The sequence below is a fragment of the Ruminococcoides sp. genome, from assembly GCF_057037865.1.
Window position 1 is genome coordinate 251,645 of record NZ_DBLZMS010000002.1, and the last position, 18,129, is coordinate 269,773.

17 protein-coding genes and 1 other annotated feature are annotated in these 18,129 nt (G+C 43.2%); of the genes, 1 reads left to right on the forward strand and 16 read right to left on the reverse strand.

All coding sequences use genetic code 11. From position 1 onward, the window contains the following. Nucleotides 1-18 precede the first annotated feature (18 nt). From fliB to AC2HW8_RS02975, 13 genes are all read right to left on the reverse strand, one after another. Entirely contained in the window at nucleotides 19-1,050 is a 1,032-nt protein-coding gene (gene fliB, locus AC2HW8_RS02915; RefSeq protein WP_484327124.1) for a flagellin lysine-N-methylase, read from the reverse strand. Nucleotides 1,051-1,052: 2 nt separating this feature from the next. Continuing rightward, nucleotides 1,053-1,364: a hypothetical protein gene (locus AC2HW8_RS02920; RefSeq protein WP_484327125.1), complete on the reverse strand. Its 312-nt coding sequence runs from the start codon at nucleotides 1,362-1,364 to the stop codon at nucleotides 1,053-1,055. 60 nt (nucleotides 1,365-1,424) lie between these two features. After that, entirely contained in the window at nucleotides 1,425-1,580 is a 156-nt protein-coding gene (locus tag AC2HW8_RS02925) for a hypothetical protein (protein ID WP_015523052.1), read from the reverse strand. 152 nt (nucleotides 1,581-1,732) lie between these two features. Then, on the reverse strand, nucleotides 1,733-1,993 hold the full coding sequence (gene rpsT, locus AC2HW8_RS02930) for a 30S ribosomal protein S20 (protein WP_015523051.1): 261 nt from the start codon (nucleotides 1,991-1,993) through the stop codon (nucleotides 1,733-1,735). Nucleotides 1,994-2,199: 206 nt separating this feature from the next. Next, nucleotides 2,200-2,925 carry an NAD-dependent protein deacylase gene (locus AC2HW8_RS02935; RefSeq protein ID WP_484327126.1) on the reverse strand — a complete coding sequence of 242 codons (726 nt, stop codon included), beginning with the start codon at nucleotides 2,923-2,925 and terminating at the stop codon, nucleotides 2,200-2,202. Further along, a complete protein-coding gene (trpA, locus tag AC2HW8_RS02940; RefSeq protein WP_484327127.1) occupies nucleotides 2,922-3,692 on the reverse strand; it encodes a tryptophan synthase subunit alpha in 771 nt (256 codons plus the stop codon). Before trpA ends, AC2HW8_RS02935 begins: the two co-directional genes overlap by 4 nt. Further along, on the reverse strand, nucleotides 3,685-4,869 hold the full coding sequence (gene trpB, locus AC2HW8_RS02945) for a tryptophan synthase subunit beta (protein WP_484327128.1): 1,185 nt from the start codon (nucleotides 4,867-4,869) through the stop codon (nucleotides 3,685-3,687). The genes trpA and trpB overlap by 8 nt, the downstream gene beginning before the upstream one ends. Nucleotides 4,870-4,934: 65 nt before the next feature. Continuing rightward, nucleotides 4,935-5,717 carry an indole-3-glycerol phosphate synthase TrpC gene (gene trpC, locus AC2HW8_RS02950; protein WP_015523048.1) on the reverse strand — a complete coding sequence of 261 codons (783 nt, stop codon included), beginning with the start codon at nucleotides 5,715-5,717 and terminating at the stop codon, nucleotides 4,935-4,937. A 10-nt stretch (nucleotides 5,718-5,727) separates the two neighbouring features. Beyond that, the gene (gene trpD, locus AC2HW8_RS02955; protein ID WP_101070852.1) at nucleotides 5,728-6,738 is read right to left on the reverse strand and encodes an anthranilate phosphoribosyltransferase; all 1,011 of its coding nucleotides are present in this window, start codon (nucleotides 6,736-6,738) and stop codon (nucleotides 5,728-5,730) included. 21 nt (nucleotides 6,739-6,759) lie between these two features. Then, a complete protein-coding gene (locus AC2HW8_RS02960; RefSeq protein WP_484327129.1) occupies nucleotides 6,760-7,332 on the reverse strand; it encodes an anthranilate synthase component II in 573 nt (190 codons plus the stop codon). Continuing rightward, nucleotides 7,329-8,789, reverse strand: coding sequence for an anthranilate synthase component I (gene trpE, locus AC2HW8_RS02965; RefSeq protein ID WP_117522393.1), 1,461 nt, complete (start codon nucleotides 8,787-8,789; stop codon nucleotides 7,329-7,331). Before trpE ends, AC2HW8_RS02960 begins: the two co-directional genes overlap by 4 nt. Before the next feature lie 60 nt (nucleotides 8,790-8,849). Beyond that, nucleotides 8,850-9,099 (reverse strand) — a binding site (T-box leader). 59 nt (nucleotides 9,100-9,158) lie between these two features. After that, nucleotides 9,159-10,511, reverse strand: a complete 1,353-nt coding sequence (locus AC2HW8_RS02970; protein WP_484327130.1) for a UDP-N-acetylmuramoyl-tripeptide--D-alanyl-D-alanine ligase — start codon at nucleotides 10,509-10,511, stop codon at nucleotides 9,159-9,161. Between the two features lie 12 nt (nucleotides 10,512-10,523). After that, a complete protein-coding gene (locus AC2HW8_RS02975) occupies nucleotides 10,524-11,591 on the reverse strand; it encodes a D-alanine--D-alanine ligase family protein (protein WP_046431080.1) in 1,068 nt (355 codons plus the stop codon). 459 nt (nucleotides 11,592-12,050) lie between these two features. Between AC2HW8_RS02975 and AC2HW8_RS02980 the strand changes: the two genes are divergently transcribed. After that, the gene (locus tag AC2HW8_RS02980; RefSeq protein WP_484327131.1) at nucleotides 12,051-13,697 is read left to right on the forward strand and encodes an AMP-binding protein; all 1,647 of its coding nucleotides are present in this window, start codon (nucleotides 12,051-12,053) and stop codon (nucleotides 13,695-13,697) included. 704 nt (nucleotides 13,698-14,401) lie between these two features. Here AC2HW8_RS02980 and hydF read toward each other — a convergent pair. From hydF to hydE, 3 genes are read right to left on the reverse strand one after another with little or no spacing between them, the layout of a single operon-like run. Then, nucleotides 14,402-15,577, reverse strand: a complete 1,176-nt coding sequence (gene hydF / locus AC2HW8_RS02985; RefSeq protein ID WP_484327132.1) for a [FeFe] hydrogenase H-cluster maturation GTPase HydF — start codon at nucleotides 15,575-15,577, stop codon at nucleotides 14,402-14,404. A gap of 11 nt (nucleotides 15,578-15,588) precedes the next feature. Next, nucleotides 15,589-17,016: a [FeFe] hydrogenase H-cluster radical SAM maturase HydG gene (gene hydG, locus AC2HW8_RS02990; RefSeq protein WP_046431074.1), complete on the reverse strand. Its 1,428-nt coding sequence runs from the start codon at nucleotides 17,014-17,016 to the stop codon at nucleotides 15,589-15,591. A gap of 16 nt (nucleotides 17,017-17,032) precedes the next feature. Next, nucleotides 17,033-18,082 (reverse strand): [FeFe] hydrogenase H-cluster radical SAM maturase HydE, encoded by a 1,050-nt coding sequence (gene hydE, locus AC2HW8_RS02995; protein ID WP_484327133.1) that lies wholly within the window; start codon nucleotides 18,080-18,082, stop codon nucleotides 17,033-17,035. Between the last annotated feature and the right edge of the window lie 47 nt (nucleotides 18,083-18,129).

The following is an 18,129-nucleotide window of genomic DNA, read 5'->3' on the forward strand; positions in this document are numbered from 1 at the left end:
AATGTGTTCGGGATTTATTTATAAAATACCTATTAAATTGTCGGTTGAAAAAAGTGGATTGAAGATAAATTCATCTTCGAGGAGTTCGCCGTTTTCATAGGAATGTTCAACCTCTTTTGAATATCCCTGCAGAATTTTCGCAATTTCGGTTTGAGTCGGATTGTTGGGCCTTTCGAGTTCATAAGCGGTCACTATGTATGCACAGACCATTCGCTTGATTGTGGATATGACATTAAAACTGTCGATTGCGGAAAGGTAATATCTGCGGACATAGTAGTCAAGATAGGCGGTAAGCGGTTTGTCAAAACGGCTTGACAGCGTATTATTTTTTGCAAAATCGGCGGTTGCTTCAAGCTCACATAACCAATCCTTACTCATGATATCAAGGCTTTTGTGCAAATCAAAAATGAATGACGCATCTCCGCAGCTTTGCTTTTTATATTCATCTGTCGGCATAGCCGTGATATCAAAAATTTCATCGTCAAGCATATTCTGCACTCGCTCATTGAAGGCAAGAAGTCTGCACAATCTTTCGGACAAGGACAGTTTGCAGTCTGAGAGAATTTCAAAAGTGCGTTTTCTTGCAGAGAGCAGAAAATTCATCTCGGTTGTGCTGTAATCGGTCTGTGAGTCCTGCGGAATATCGGTTGCAAAGCCTGTGTCAAAATCCGATTCAAGCATAAGCCTTGCCGCCTCGGGACAGGCAAACGAGAGCGTATGTTCACAAAAAGCGGTGTAGTCCTGAGTGATTCTCGGAAATTCCTTACAGGTGTGACAAAGGTGATTTTCGCCGAGGTTAATGTAAATGTCGCACAGCATATCGCTGTTCCAGAACGGGCATTTTTCACCTTGCCTGATGAAAATTCTGTCGCCGTCCTCGTCAATTGTCATAAGCGACCTGAGCCTGTCGCCAAACTCGCCTTTGACTGTATTATAAAAATCAAAGCTTGTATCATCGACAACAACATCCCAGTCCCTGCAACAGCTGTCGGGACAGAGGTTCGCAATGCATCTGAATTTTTCACAGTATTTCGGGAAGTAGTGTTTCATAGTCATGTCCATTTCAATGTAAGAATAAATTGCTCGTAGGCATCGTCCCAGCCGTCAATTGCGTTCACTCCGCCGCCGTTCACACTGCGAAGCTTGGTGTCGCTTTCGTCAAGTCCGAGTGCAAAAAGTTCGCCTGCACTGATTTTGTATCCGTGCGACCGGCAGAGGGAACAAAAGTTATCAATCGGATTTTCGCTCTGTTCGGTTTTCAGAAGTTTTTCTTTGAGTTCTGCGTTGCTTTTGGCGTCACAGAGAAGTCGGTCAAGTTCTTCCCGTATCATAAAATCACCACAAAAAATATAATGAAGCTTCATAAAAACGGACCGCCCAAAAAATGAACGGTCCGCATTCGGCTTTTAAGATTTACTCAATAATTACTCAATTGAGCTGTCGAGGTATTCCATGAGCTCCTCGTCATCTTTTTTCTGCTTATCCTTAACGATAAAGAACGCTGTGAGAGCAGCAGAAAGAGCTGCAACTGCAGAGATGATACCGATAATTAAAGCCCATCTGCACTTATGATTTTTCATATTCTGTCGCCTCCAAATTTTGTATGCTTGTATGGCAGTAGTATCTGCCGTATCTTTATTTATATTCTAACAGTTTTTACAAAAATGTCAACAGAACAAAATAAAAAAGCAGAGAATATTCTCTGCTTTTAAGCCTGTAAGATTTATTGCACTTATGCTGATGCGTTAAGTCTTTTAGCAAGTGATGATTTGCTTCTTGCTGCAGTGTTCTTGTGAAGAATACCCTTAGCTGCTGCCTGGTCAATTTTCTTAATAGCAAGACGAACTGCCTCTGTTTTGTTGTCAGCGTTAGTGTCAACTGCGTAATAAGCCTTCTTTACAGCTGTTCTGAGAGCAGATTTTGTAGCCTTGTTACGAGCAGTCTTTGTAGCAATAACTTTAACACGCTTTTTAGCAGATTTGATGTTTGGCATTGTCCCACCTCCTTAAAGTATCGGTCATATAGGAATTATGATAGCACAAGAATGTGCAAAAATCAAGTCTTTTTACAAAAAAAGTTGGATTTTATGCGGATTTTATCGGTTTTCTCTGTTCCGCAACAACATCTTGTGTATTGATTTTTTCATTTATCTATATGCTGTAACAGAAAAATAACAGAAATTTTCCCGCCGCATAAATTTTATATGTTTACGGTAATTTTGTCAAGCAATTCTCCCACTTTTTCATGGAACACAAGATTTGCGTTCTTGTCCATTGGGGTGGGATCACGGTTGATAAGCACAAGATTATCGCCGCCGAAATAACGGATAAACCCGGCCGCCGGATAGACAGTGAGGCTTGTGCCGGCAATAATCAGCGTGTCAGCCTTTGAAATTGCATTGACCGCGCCCGTAACCGTGCTGTCGTCAAGTCCCTCTTCATAAAGCACAACATCGGGTTTTATGATACCTCCGCAAGTGCATTTGGGAATATCGGCAGAGTTCTTGATAAACTCTGCATCATAGAACTTGCCGCACTTTGTGCAGTAGTTGCGAAGAACACTTCCGTGCAGCTCATAAACACGCTTACTGCCTGCCGCCTGATGAAGTCCGTCAATGTTCTGGGTGACAACAGCCAAAAGCTTTCCTGCCTTTTCAAGCTCTGCAAGCTTATAGTGCGCCTTGTTCGGCTTTTTGTCAAGGCAGAGCATTTTGTCACGATAAAAGCGGAAAAACTCGCTTGTTTTGTGAACAAAAAATGTGTGGCTGAGAATCTGCTCGGGCGGATAATCGTACTTTTGATTGTACAGACCGTCAACACTTCGGAAGTCGGGAATTCCGCTTTCTGTCGAAACTCCCGCACCGCCGAAAAATACTATTCTTTTGCTTTTGTCAATTACGCTTTGAAGTTCTTCGAGTGTACTCACGAAATCGCTTCCTTCATACTTTTAACATAGTCGCAAACAGGCTTAACGCTGTCTTTGCCGTACTTTGCAATAATTTTCACGATTGCAGAACCAACGATAACACCGTCTGCACTTTCGCTCATTTTCTTTGCCTGCTCCGGAGTTGAAATGCCGAAACCGATTGCACACGGAATATCCTTTACAGACTTAACAAGTCTTACCATTTCGCCTACATCGGTTGTGATTTCACTTCTTACGCCTGTAACGCCCATTGATGAAACGCAGTAAACAAAGCCCTCTGCCTCTTTTGCAATCATCTTGATTCTCTCGTGAGATGTAGGAGCGATGAGAGAAATTACATCAATGCCGTATTTTTCGCTGTAATCGGTAAGCTCGTGCTTTTCTTCATACGGTGTGTCGGGAACGATAATTGCGGAGATTCCGCACTCCTGACACTTTGCCATAAACCTTTCCGTACCGTATACGAAAATCGGATTCATATAGGTCATAACGGCAAGAACGGCGTCAATCTGCGGACGGATACGCTTTACCATATCAAAGATTTTATCTGTTGTTGTGCCTGCCGAAAGAGAACGGAGGTCAGCCTCCTGAATTACAACACCCTCGGCAATCGGGTCTGAAAACGGAATACCGATTTCGATGATATCGGCACCGTTTTTGCTCATTTCAATAAGAAGCTTTTCTGTTGTTTCAAGATCGGGATCACCCGCTGTTACAAACGGGATGAACGCCTTGCCGTTTTGGAATGCAGATTTAATATCAGTCATGGAGATCCTCCCCTCTGTATCTTGCGATAGCTGCAACATCCTTGTCGCCTCTACCCGAAAGGTTGACTACGATAATCTTGTCTTTGTCCATTGTCGGGGCAATTTTTATACAATGTGCAACTGCGTGTGCGCTTTCAATTGCAGGGATGATACCCTCTGTTCTCGAAAGATATTCAAATGCGTTTACAGCCTCTTCGTCTGTAACGGGAACATAGCTTGCTCTGCCCATGTCGGCAAGGTTTGCGTGTTCGGGACCGATACCGGGATAGTCAAGACCTGCCGAAATTGAATATACGGGAGCAATCTGACCGTATTCGTTCTGACAGAAGTACGACTTCATGCCGTGGAAGATGCCGAGTGTACCTGTTGCGATTGTAGCGGCAGTTTTTGGAGTATCTATGCCGAGGCCTGCTGCCTCACAGCCGATAAGCTTTACATTTTCATCCTTGATAAACTCATAGAAAGCGCCCATTGCGTTGCTTCCGCCGCCTACGCAAGCCATAACAACATCGGGAAGTCTGCCTTCCTTTTCAAGTATCTGTGACTTGATTTCCTTGCCGATTACGCTTTGAAAATCACGGACAACAGTCGGGAACGGGTGCGGTCCCATTACCGAGCCGAGAACATAGTGTGTGTCGGAAACTCTGTTTGTCCATTCACGCATTGCCTCGTTTACGGCATCTTTAAGAGTCATTGTGCCTGTTTCAACGGCATTGACCTTTGCACCGAGAAGCTTCATTCTGTAAACATTGAGAGCCTGACGGATTGTGTCCTCTTTACCCATAAAGATTTCACATTCAAGTCCTAAAAGTGCGGCTACGGTTGCCGTTGCAACACCGTGCTGACCTGCGCCTGTTTCGGCAATAACTCTTGTTTTGCCCATTCTCTTTGCAAGAAGGCACTGACCGAGGCAGTTGTTGAGCTTGTGTGAACCTGTGTGGTTCAAGTCCTCACGCTTAAGATAAATCTTTGCACCGCCGAGGTCTTTTGTCATTTTTTCGGCATAATAGAGAAGTGACGGTCTGCCTGCGTATTCACGCATAAGTGTGTCGAGTTCTGCAACAAACTCGGGATCGTCCTTGTACCTGTTGTATGCCTCTTCAAATTCATTAATTGCATTCATCAGCGTTTCGGGAACGAACTGTCCGCCGTGAATACCGAATTTTCCTTTTGTCATCTTAATTCCCCTTAATTACTTTTATATCATTGGTGTGCTTTGCACACGGCTTATAAATCAATTTTTTATTTTCTGCCCGACAATTCGTCAAGTGCGGCTTTTTTGTCGGGATTTCTCATAAGGGTTTCACCTATGAGAACTGCGTTTACTCCTGCGTTTTCAAGCACCTTGATGTCGTCCCGTGTTTTGATTCCGCTTTCGGCAACAAAAATAATGTTGTCTGGAACAAGCTTACGGAGCTTTGTGCAGTTATTTATATCCACCGTGAAGTCACGAAGATTTCGGTTGTTTACACCGATAACTCTTGCTCCTGCGGCAATTGCGGAATACACCTCATCGGCTGTGTGAGCCTCAACAAGTGCCGAAAGTCCGAGAGAGTCGCAAAGCTTAATCCATCTTCTGATTGTGTCCGTGTCAAGAAGTGAGCAGATAAGCAGTACGGCTGACGCACCGATTGTCTTTGCCTCATAAATCTGATATTCACAAACTGTGAAATCTTTTCTCAAAAGCGGAATACTTACATTCTTTGAAATCTCTTCAAGAAAAGCATTTTCGCCCTTGAACCACTTCGGTTCTGTCAGAACGGAAATTGCACTTGCGCCTGCATTTTCATAATCCTTGGCAATCTGAACATAGGGAAAATCCTCTGCGATAATTCCCTTTGACGGGGACGCTTTTTTGACCTCGCATATAAATGAAATATCCTTGCCCGCAAGCGCCTTTTCAAACGGAAATTCATTGTCTGTTTCCATTGAAAGTGCTTTTTGCTTTATCACTTCAAGCGGAACTTGCTTTTCGATTTCTTCATATCTTACTCTGTTTGCATCTGCAATTGTTTCAAGTATCATTGTGTCACCTTTATTCGTTGGAAGCCTTTGCAAATTCTTCAATCTTTGCATAAGCCTTGCCGCTGTCGATAATTTCGTTTGCAAGTTTTATGCCGTCCTGAATTGAATCTGCCTTGCCGCCTGTGCAAAGTCCGAGTGCGGCATTGAGAACAACGATATCACGCTTTGCGTCCTTAATTTCACCGCTGAGAATTTCTTTTGTGATTTCAGCATTTTCTTTGCCGTCACCGCCTGCAAGATCCTCGGGTGCACAAAGTTTAAGACCGTAATCTTCGGGATTGAGAATGAATGTGTTGAACCTGCCGTTGTCAATCTCACACACCTTTGTTGTTGTTGTGAGAGTAACCTCGTCCATGCCGTCCATGCCGTAGAAAACATAGCCTTTCTTAACACCGAGGTTTGAAAAAACCTGTGCAATCGGCTCAACAAGAGCCTCAGAATACACACCCGTTACCTGAAGGTCTGCGCCTGCAGGGTTTGTGAGAGGTCCGAGAACATTGAAAATGTTCCTGATTCCGATTTCCTTACGGACAGGACCTACATACTTCATTGATGAATGGTAGCCCTGTGCAAACATAAAGCAGATGCCTGCCTTGTTAAGAACCTCTTCGCTCTTTTCGGGAGTGATGTTGATGTTGATTCCGAGCTGTTCAAGACAGTCTGCCGAACCGCTTTTGCTTGACATTGAACGGTTGCCGTGCTTTGCAACGGGGATTCCTGCGGCGGCAATTATAAATGCCGCTGTTGTTGAAATATTGAATGTGCCTGTACCGTCGCCGCCTGTGCCGACGATATCGAGTACATCACGGTTAGGCTTGATGTGGAGTGCTTTTTCTCTCATAACCTGTGCGCTTGCGGTAATTTCGTCAATTGTTTCACCCTTGATTCTCAAGGCTGTGAGATATGCCGCCATCTGCGACTGCGTTGCTGTGCCTGAGAACATTTCGTCCATAACCTGTGCCGCCTCATCAAAAGTGAGGTCATTGCCTGCAACCAACTTTTTTATTGCCTCTTTAATCATAAAACTTCAATCCTTTCCGTGTTATTTGCAAAGTGTAATAAAATTCTTTATCATTTCCATACCGTATGAGGTGAGAATTGATTCGGGATGAAACTGCAATCCGTAAAGCTCAAAATCCTTGTGCTTAACTCCCATAACCTCGCCGTCACGGTCTTCGGCGATTACCTCGAGTGTGTCGGGAACCGTATCTCTTTTCGCAATCAACGAATGATACCTTGCACCCTCAACAACCTTTGGAAGTCCGTTAAAAATTTTCTTGCTTGTGTCAACAATGATATCGCTCTTTTTGCCGTGCATAAGCTTTATTGCGTGGGCGATTGTTGCACCGTAAACCTCGCATATTGCCTGATGACCGAGGCAGATACCGAGAATCGGAAACTGTCCTGCAAGCTCCTTTATAACCTCCTCACATATTCCGGCATCTTTCGGATAGCCGGGGCCGGGCGAAAGGATGATGTGGGAAGGAGCAAGCTTTTTGATTTCGTCAACTGTTATTTCATCGTTTCTTACAACCTTGATATCGGGATTTACGCTGCCGCAGAACTGTACAAGATTGTAGGTAAAGCTGTCGTAGTTATCAATAAAAAGTATCATAAAGCATTTACCTCCCCTGCATTTTTAACTGCATTCATAACAGCAAGAGCCTTGTTGTAGGTTTCCTCGTATTCGCTTTCGGGAACGCTGTCGGCTACAATGCCTGCGCCTGCCTGAACATAAACCTTGTCATTTTTCTTGACCGCCATTCTGATAGCGATACAGGTGTCGAGGTTGCCGTTGAAATCAACATATCCGAGTGCTCCGCCGTATACACCTCGGGGAGTTCTTTCAAGCTCTTCAATGATTTCACAGGCTCTGATTTTCGGGGCACCCGAAAGTGTGCCGGCAGGGAGGAGGGATTCGATTGCATCAAAAGCGTCAAGTCCGTCCTTGAGCTTGCCCTCAACCTCACTGCAAATGTGCATTATCTTTGAATAGCGGAGAACCTCCTGATATTTTGTAACCTTAACCGAATTAAATTCGGAGATTTTTCCGATGTCGTTTCGTCCGAGGTCAACGAGCATATTATGCTCTGCAAGCTCCTTCTCATCGTGAATAAGCTCGTCTGCAAGGGCATTGTCCTCTGTATCTGTTTTACCTCTCGGACGAGAACCTGCAATCGGGAATGTGTTAAGCACTCCGTTCTGTAGCTTTACAAGTGTTTCGGGAGAGGTGCTTATAATCTCGTCACCGTCAATTGACATATAAACCATATAAGGTGACGGGTTTGTACTTCTCAGCACTCTGTATGCATTGATGAGGGAATTTTTGTAATCCGCCTCAAATCTTCTTGAAACAACACATTGGAAGATGTCGCCGTCAAAGATGTACTCCTTGGTTTTCTCAACCATTTTGCAGAATTCTTCTTTTGAATATGTGCTTGTAAATTCAACATTCCCGTCACTCTCAAGCTTTGGAAGGGGTTCGGGAGATGTGATTGTCGAAATTATCTCTGCAATATCCTTTTTGGCAAGTTCATACTGCGCCTTGGTGTCGTTTGTTTTCATATTAACAATGATAATGAGTTTTTCTTTAAGATGATCGTAGGCTATAATCTTGTCGAAAAGCATCATATCAAAATCGTTTGTATCTCCTCTTTTGAGCTTTAAAACAGGCTCTGCAACAGAAATCATTGCGTAACCGAAATAGCCGACAAGACCGCCTGTGAACGGTGGAATGTCTTTAAAATGCGGAGTTTTGTAATCGGCAAGATACTCACGGAGAGCGTCATACGGCTTTGCTGTTTTAACAACTCTTGCACCCTCGCCCGTAACAGTGAGAGTTCCGTTTTTGTACGAAAGCCTTGCCTTGGGGTTGAATCCGATGAATGAATATCTTGCCCACTTTTCACCGCCCTCGATACTTTCAAGAAGAAAGAATTTGTCGGATTTTCCTGCAATTTTTCTGAGCAGGTTAATCGGGGTAAATGCGTCAGCGTAGATTTCCTTGTAAATCGGAATAACGCTGTAATTGTCCTTGAGGTTCAGCACCTCATCGTAAGACGGTTTAATCATCGTACACCAACCTTTCTTTGGTAAAAGTTTTAAACATAAACAAAAAAGACCTTTGTCCCCACAAGGGACAAAAGTCTTGAAAAATCAACTTCTGCGGTACCACCCAAATTGACGATAAACGCCCGCTTTAACAGCATACTAACATATGCCTCTCACTTTAACGGTTGAGCTCCGTCGGAAACTACTTGCCAAAAGGCTTTCGGCCCGCCCTCACAAGTCCATTCGGCAAGTCCTCTGCTGTCAGCTTACACCAACCGCTGACTCTCTGAAAGCTTTGGAAAAACCTACTATTCTTGCTCACAGGTTTTTTTCTTTATAAGACAATTATATGACTGTATTTTTGATTTGTCAACATTTTTTTGCGGTAAATCAAAAATTCTGTTTGAGAAACTCAACAATGTTTTCAAACTGCATTGAATGTGATGCCTTAACAAGCACAACATCTCCGCTTTTAATTGTTTTAAGAATTTCGGGTTTTGCATCTTCGATTGTGTCAAACGCTTTGCCGTCTGCACCTTTTGCAAGCTCCTTTGCAAGCTCGCCTACGGTTATAACCGTACCGATGCCCTTTGATTTTGCATAAACACCCGTGTCAAAGTGAAGTTTCAATTCCTCACTTCCTAGCTCCTTCATATCGCCGAGGATTGCAACCTTTCTGCCGTCAAGGTTGCAAAGTGTGTCAAGAGATGCTCTGACGGATGTCGGATTTGCATTGTAGCAATCGTCAATGATTTTGATTTTGCCTGTATTGATAACATTGGCACGACTGCCTACTGTTTTGTACGAGGCGACACCGTTTGCAATTTCTTCATCGGTAAGTCCGAGAAGCTTGCCTGCGGCAGCAGCCGCAAGAGCATTTGTTACCATATATGTGCCGATTGCAGGAATTTCAACATCAATATTATTATTGTCAAAACAGAGTGTTGCAAGAACCTTGCCGTCACCGCTGTTTTTTATATTCTTTGCGTAAAAATCGTTCTTTGCGTCAAGTCCGAAGAAAACAGGCTTTTTGCCGTTTACGGTCTTAACGGTTGAAAGCTTATCATCATCGCCGTTGAGAATGAAATCTGCATTTTCACGGGCATTTTTGAACATTTCTGTTTTAGCCTTGAGAACACCGTCACGGTCACCGAGATTTTCAAGATGACATTCGCCGATGATTGTAAGCACGCAGATTGTGGGCTGAACCATTTCGGAAAGTCTTGTCATTTCACCGAAATCGGAAATACCCATTTCGATAACAGCCGCCTCGGTATCCTCGGGCATTGAAAGAAGCGTTAGCGGAACACCGAGCTCGTTATTGAGATTGCCTTGTGTTTTGTGGGTCTTGAACTTCTGTGAAAGAACGGCATAGAGCATTTCTTTTGTAGAGGTTTTTCCGACGCTGCCCGAAATTCCGATAACGGGAATGTCGAATTTTTCTCTGTATGCCCTGCCGATTTTCTTAACGGCATCAAGTGTTGAGGGAACGACAATGCAAGGCTTTGTCGCATTTTCGGGAGCTTTCTCGCACAATGCACACACAGCACCCTGCGCAAAGCATTTTTCGATAAAATCGTGACCGTCAACACGCTCGCCCTTTATGGCAAGAAACAGACTTCCGTTCTTCACCTGTCGGCTGTCACGCTCAACAGAGGTTATTTTTGTGTTTTTAAGCGATTCGTCGCCGACATATTCGCCGTTGCAAGCCTTTGCGATTTCGGCAAGAGTAAAGTCTTTCATACTAACCTCTTATTAAAAATCAGATTTTTCTTTGGGATATTTTGCAAGTGAAATTTCAATAATCTTTTCGCACAAATCGGGATAGCTTATACCCTCAACAGCCGCCTCCTGAGGAAGAAGGCTTGTGGGAGTCATGCCGGGGAGAGTGTTTGCCTCGAGGCAGTATGTAAAACCGCCCTTGTCAAGAAGGAAGTCGATTCGTGCATAGCTTTCAAGGTGAAGTGCCTCGTATGCCTCTGTTGCGGCATCACGGAGCTTTTTGTCGGTTTCTTCGTCAATGTCTGCCGGACAGGTTTCAACTGTTGCGCCTGCCTGATATTTTGCGGCATAATCGTACATTCCCGACTTAGGAGCAATCTCAATCGGCGGAAGTGCCTTGCCGCCGATAAGACCGACGGAAAATTCTCTGCCTGTTACGAACTGCTCAACAACAATTTCGTCCTCATATTTGAGAGCCTCTTTAACAGCCTTTTTATACTGATCTGCATTCTCAACCTTTGAAACGCCTACGCTTGAACCGCCCGAGCATGGCTTAACGATGCACGGGAACATATTCCATGCAAGAGCGTCCTTTTCGTTCTTGTAAAGTTCACCTGACGGAGTGTTGATATTCTTCTGCATAAACACGCTCTTTGTAAGACCTTTGTTCATTGCAAGCGCAGAACCGAGATATCCCGAACCTGTGTACTTGATTCCGAACAAATCAAGCGTTGCCTGTAACTGACCGTTTTCACCCTCACCGCCGTGAAGTGCAAGGAAGGTGATGTCTGCCTCGGCGCAGATTTCAATTACATTTCTGCCGATATAGCGTGATGTTTTGTCAAGGCGATTTTCCTTTGCCTCTTTGATATTTGTGATTGTATTTTCAACATCGTCACCGATTGAATTTCCGTCGGTAAAGCTGTAGTTCTGCTTGAAAAGTGCGTCAATGTCACAGATGTTTTCCTCATAGCCCATAAATACATCAAGCAAAACAACCTCGTGTCCCTTGCTTCTGAGAGCCTCGGCAACAAGTGTGCCTGATGAAATTGAAACTTCACGCTCTGTGCTCAGTCCGCCTGCAAGAACAACTATTCTCATATATATTTCTCCCTCTGAAATGTTTTGTTTCTATTTTTATTTCTTTATTCTCTTTAACTCTGTCAGTCTGTTACCTTTTTGAAACAAGACTGTAACCTATATTATAATATTTTATTTATCCGATTGCAAGCAAAAAAGCAAATTTGTAGAACAGGGTATCATCACACCGTTCTGCCGTTCAAAAACTGTATAATATTCAGATTTACGGCTTTCAACTCCTTGAAACGATATGTGAATAAATGTGTTGAAAATGTTAATAATTTGCTCCTGTTATTCACAATATGCCGATATGCGGATAGTGTTATGCAAATTTGGATAGCTACATTCCGTGGATGAATAATTATAAATTTTAGTCCGTGTTTTTTCATAATGGGCGGTATTGTATATAAAAGGGTTTGTGTTATACAATATTAATTGAAAAGACAAACCAAAAAAACGACTTAAATAAGGATGTAAAAAATGCAGTTATACAAAAATTTCTGTAAAGAAACTACCGACGAAAACGGAAAACTGACAGGCTTTGAACTTGTGTTTCCCGAAAACTATAATTTTGGCTATGATGTCGTTGACAAAATGGCAGAACTTGTGCCGAATGACACGGCAGTTGTGTGGACAAATCCCGAAAAAGAGGAAAAGATTTTCACATACTCCGACATCAGCAAACTGAGTAACAAGGCTGCAAATGTTTTCAGAAATCACGACATTAAAAAAGGTGACAAGGTTCTTGTTATCCTGAAACGAAACTACGAATACTGGTATGTTGCCCCTGCACTCCACAAGCTTGGTGCGGTTATTATTCCCGCAACAAATCTTCTGACTCAAAGCGACATTTCGTATCGTGTTAACACGGCAGGGATAAAGGCAGCTGTCTGCACTCCCGATGAAACTACCGCCGAAGATATGCTTGCGGTTGCATCTCAGCCGAACACGCTTGAAACCGTTTTTGTTCCGAGAAAGCAAATTTTCGGTGCGGTTGATTTTACCGAAGAAGTTGAAAACGCTCCCGATACCCTTGAAAGAGTTGAAACAAAAGCAGAAGAACCTATGGTAATTTACTTCACCTCAGGCACAACAGGCTATCCTAAGGCTGTTGAACACAATCATATCTACACACTCGGACACATTATCACGGCAAAATACTGGCAATGTGTAAAAGACGGCGGACTTCACCTCACCGTTGCCGAAACAGGCTGGGCAAAAGCGTCATGGGGCAAAATCTACGGTCAATGGCTCTGCGGTTCAGCCGTTATGGTCTATGACTTTGACAAATTCTCTCCGGGCAAGCTGTTGCGTATAATGGAAAAGTACAAGGTTACAACCTTCTGCGCACCGCCGACAGTTTACAGATACTTCATTAAAAGGGGTATGAACAAGTACGACCTTTCTGCACTTTCTCACCTTACGACAGCAGGCGAGGCACTCAACAATGAAGTTTTTGAAGAGGTGTTTAAGCAGACGGGAATTGAACTTTGCGAGGGCTTCGGTCAAACCGAGTCGGTTCTTATGCTTGCAAATCTCAAAGGGGACAAGGCGATTGCAGGCTCAATGGGCAAGCCTACTCCGCTTTATGATGTACGAATTGTTGACGATGAATGCAACGAGGTTAAGCAGGGTGAAGTAGGCGAAGTTGTTGTATTCCCCCCAAAGGACAGAAAACAGCACGGAATTTTCATCACATACTATAACAACGAAAATCTTTATGAAAAGGTGTGGCGACACGGTGTATATCACACGGGCGACACGGCATATAAAGACGAGAACGGATATTTCTGGTATGTCGGCAGAGCCGATGACCTTATCAAAACAAGAGGCTTCAGAGTAGGTCCGTTTGAAGTTGAAAATGTTCTTATGCAATATCCGAATGTGCTTGAATGTGCGGTTATAGGTGTTCCGGACAAAGACAGAGGTCAGGCAATTAAGGCGATTGTCAAGATGACAGACGGCGCACCGCATGATAAGGAGCTTGAAAACAAAATCAAAACCTTCTGCAACAAGCGTATGGCAAGCTACAAGTGGATTCAGCACCTTGAAATTGTCGATGAATTTCCAAAAACAATCAGCGGAAAAATCAAGAGAACAGATTTAAGAGAAAATCACAAAGCATAAAAGCAAGGCAATCTTACGGTAAAGTAGGATTGCCTTTATTAGAATAATATTGCAAATTTACAGATGCTATGTAATATACAATCAGCACTTGAACATAAACAATGTATGTGTTCACCATAAAGAAATAACCGCCCTGTGTTGCAGCACAAGACGGTTGTTGAAAAACAATTAAACTGTACTAGCGAAACAGCTCAAGCCGTTTCCCTACTTATATATTAACATCAATTTTTAATTATGTCAATCTGTTTCGGTGTGTGTTTGCATGCCGATTTTATTTTACAAAACACAAACTTCCGTCTTGAAAACAAACAATATATTTGTTAAAATAACTCTGTAAGGAAATGGCGGCGGCTGTCCAGTCTGAAATATAGTCGTATTTCGTTGTGCATAAATGCACTTCCTTATACTCGTTATTTCAGACAGCGCTATGCTCCCTTTTTCCGCCACTGGCGGCGGTCGCAAGACTACCCTTATGAAAGGGGGTGTTTGCGTGGAATACATAATCTGTTTTACTTTGTTAGTAACTATTATAGTTTTATGCATAAAGAAATAACCGCCCTGTACTGCCATACAAGACGGTTATAAAAAATAATTAGTTTTGAATAGCGAAACAGCTCAAGCCGTTTCCTTACTTATATATTAACATCAATTTTTTAATATGTCAATCTGTTTCGGTGTGTATTTTTACATACCGAATTTTTATTTTATTCATCAAACATTTCAATTGAACGGTCGAGAATTCCACGCATATAGGCTATGGCGATTCCGTAGTTTGTGAACGGAACTCCGCTTTCAATCGAACGGTTCATTCGGCTGATTATCTCTCTTGAATTGAGCATACACGCACCGCAATGGATTGCAAGTGAAAATTCCGACAAATTATTTGGGAAGTCTTTGCCTGAGCTTGTCACGATTTCAAAATTTTTACCCGTGTAATTTTTCAGCAATCGGGGAAGTTTTACCGTGCCGATGTCATCGCATTGCCTGTGATGAGTGCAACCCTCGCTGATGAGAATTTTGTCACCGTCATTAAGCGACTCAATTTCCCTTGCACCGTTTACGGCAGTTTTCAGAAACCCCTTGTACCTCGCCATAAGAATTGAAAACGAGGTCAGTTTGATATCGTTCGGCACAATCTCTGAAACAGGCTTAAATACCTGACTGTCGGTTATGACGAGCTTTGGTTTTGTACCGAGATTTTTCAGAGTATCGGCAAGTTCGCTTTCACGCACACAAACGGGGATTGCTCCGCTGTCGAGCAAATCACGGATAACCTGCTGCTGCGGAAGAATTATTCTGCCCTTGGGGGCGGCGGAGTCAATCGGGATTACAAGCACAACAAAGTCATTTTTATTAACAAGGTCACCGCAAAGCCTTTTATCGGATTTTTGTGCGTTTACAACTTTTGCGATTTTATCCTTTAAAAGTTCGATATTCGTGTTGTTTTTTGCACTTACAAAGATTTTACCGTCAGTTGTATTGTCAAGCAAATCGCATTTGTTGAACACAATAAGATACGGAATTTTCTTTTCCTCAAAAAGCGATACAAGTTCGTTTTCAACCGAAGTCATTCCGATTGTTCCGTCAACCACAAGCACGGCAATGTCAACACGGTTCAGCACGGCTTTTGTGCGTTCAACACGCATTGTGCCGAGAGTTCCTCCGTCATCAAAGCCTGCCGTGTCGATTATCACAACAGGACCGAGCGGAAGAAGCTCCATTGTCTTTTCCACAGGATCGGTTGTTGTGCCTTTTTTGTCCGATACAAGCGACATATTTTGATTTGTTACCGCATTCACAACGCTTGATTTTCCTGCATTTCGTCTGCCGAAAAATCCGATGTGTAGTCGTTCCGACGACGGTGTATCATTCATTCCCATTACGCCCTCCGTCAAAATCTGAAATCTCTTTTATTGTTGTTTCTTATGTCAAAAATATGTTCTTTTGCAATGGTGCGGACTTTTTCGTTGGGGATTTTTTCGAGTTCCTGTTCAATGAGTTTTTGACCGACATTCCTTGTATCATCGCTTGCATAATCAACAAGATATTCTTCAAGCGTCATAAGGGCGTTGGGGTGGCAACAGTTCTGAATCTGACCGCTCTTGCAAAGCGACATAAAGCGGTCTCCCGTTCTGCCCTCACGGTAACAGGCGGTGCAGAATGACGGAATATAGCCGAGGTTCATAAGCCACCTTACAACCTCATCAAGACTGCGGTTGTCGGAAACATCAAACTGAGCCGAATTTTCTTCTTCCGATTCGGGTTCGTCATATCCTCCTACGCTTGTGCGTGAGCCTCCGCTGATCTGAGAAATGCCGAGTTCAAGCACCTTTTTGCGAACGCTTTCGCTCTCTCGGGTTGAAATAATCATACCCGTATAGGGAACTGCAATTCTGATAATTGCGACTATTTTGGCAAAGGTTTCATCGTCAATTCCGTTGTCAAAATCATCGGGATTTATATCATCTGCCGCCTTGATTCGGGGAACGCTGATTGTGTGCGGACCGACGCCGTGAACAGCCTCAAGATGTTCTGCGTGCATAAGAAGTCCTGCAAGTTCATAGCGGTAGAGCTCAAGCCCGAAAAGCACACCGATTCCCACATCATCAATACCGCCCTGCATGGCTCTGTCCATTGCCTCTGTGTGGTAATTGTAGTTGTGCTTGGGACCTGTTGGGTGGAGCTGTTCATAACTCTCTTTATTGTAGGTTTCCTGAAAAAGAATGTATGTGCCGATTCCGGCTTCCTTGAGCTTTTTATAATTTTCAACGGTTGTTGCGGCAATGTTCACATTAACCCGTCTGATTGCACCGTTCTTGTGATTGACCGAATAAATGGTCTTTATGCAGTCGAGAATGTACTCAATCGGGTTGTTTACGGGATCTTCGCCTGCCTCAATTGCAAGACGCTTGTGTCCCATATCCTGAAGTGCGATAACTTCTTTTCTGACCTCATCCTGTGTGAGTTTTTTACGGCAGATGTGCTTGTTCTTTGCATGATACGGGCAATAGACACAGCCGTTTACGCAGTAGTTTGAAAGATAGAGAGGGGCGAACATAACAATTCTGTCACCGTAAAAATCCTTCTTAATCTGACGGGCAAGGTTGTAGATTTCTTTGATTCTCTCTTTATCTTCACAAGCTAAAAGAACGCTTGCCTCACGGTGATTGATACCCTTTTTGAGCCTTGCCTTTTCGATTATTTTATCGACAAGTTCAAGGTTATTTTTATTTTCATCGGCAAATTTCAGGGAATCAAGAATCTCCCCGTCATTGATAAACTCCTCCGCTTTCAGCGAATTTTTATCGTATTTATTCATAATATTTCCTTTCGGATTAAATATCCGCTTTGTAATCTCCTCGGTCGGTCACGATTTCAAAGCCGATTTTTTTCATTCTGTCTGCAAGACAGCCGATACACTGCGCCACTTCGTCTCCCGTACAGATTTTGTTGTCGTAGAGCGAGTAATCCTTTCTGTGCTTAACAGGGGAAAGGTTGGGCATTACAACATTTGCACCGTGAAGAATGCCCTTTTCCCGACCAAGCGGATCAACCGTACCTAAGGCGGTTGTTGCCGGCAAAAGAATGTTCGGCTTTAAAAGCCTTATTATTGAAAGCAACATAAGCACAAGGCTTACATCACCATGATTTTCATTTTTAAATTTTGTGTCTTTGTGCGGTACAAACGGACCTATTCCGCACATTTCGGGACTTAATTTTTCAATAAATTTTAAATCCTTGACAAGCATTTCGGGAGTTTGGAACGGTGAACCGACCATAAATCCTGCGCCTGTCTGATAACCTATTCTCTTTAAATTATACAGGCATTGCATTCGGTTTTCAAGTGACATTTCGGGCGGATGCAACATGGAATAGTGTTTTTTGTCGGCTGTTTCGTGACGGAGAAGATATCTGTCTGCGCCGCTGTCAAAAAGTCTTTGATAGCTTTCATACGACCTTTCGCCAAGCGATAGCGTTACGGCACAATCGGGAAATCTATTTTTTATTTCCGACACAACACCGCACATTACATCATCTGTAAAAAATCCGTCCTCACCGCCCTGCAACACAAATGTGCGGAATCCGAGTTCGTGTCCGTTTTGGCAACATGAGAGAATTTCATCCTTTGAAAGTCGGTAACGCACGGCATTGCCGTTTGAACGGCGAAGTCCGCAGTAAAAGCAATCATTTTTGCATATACTCGAAAATTCAATCAAACCACGGATATAGATTTTGTTGCCAAAAATTCTGTCGGCAGTATCTCTTGCACATTTGCGAAGATATTCAAAATCTTTTTCGTCGTAAGTTGTAATCAGCTGTAAAAGTTCGCTTTCACAGGCTGTGTGCATGGTATTCAGTTTTTGAATAATTTCAATATTCCTCATAATTTTTTCACATTAAAAGAGGACGGCATTTCTGCCGCCCCCAAACA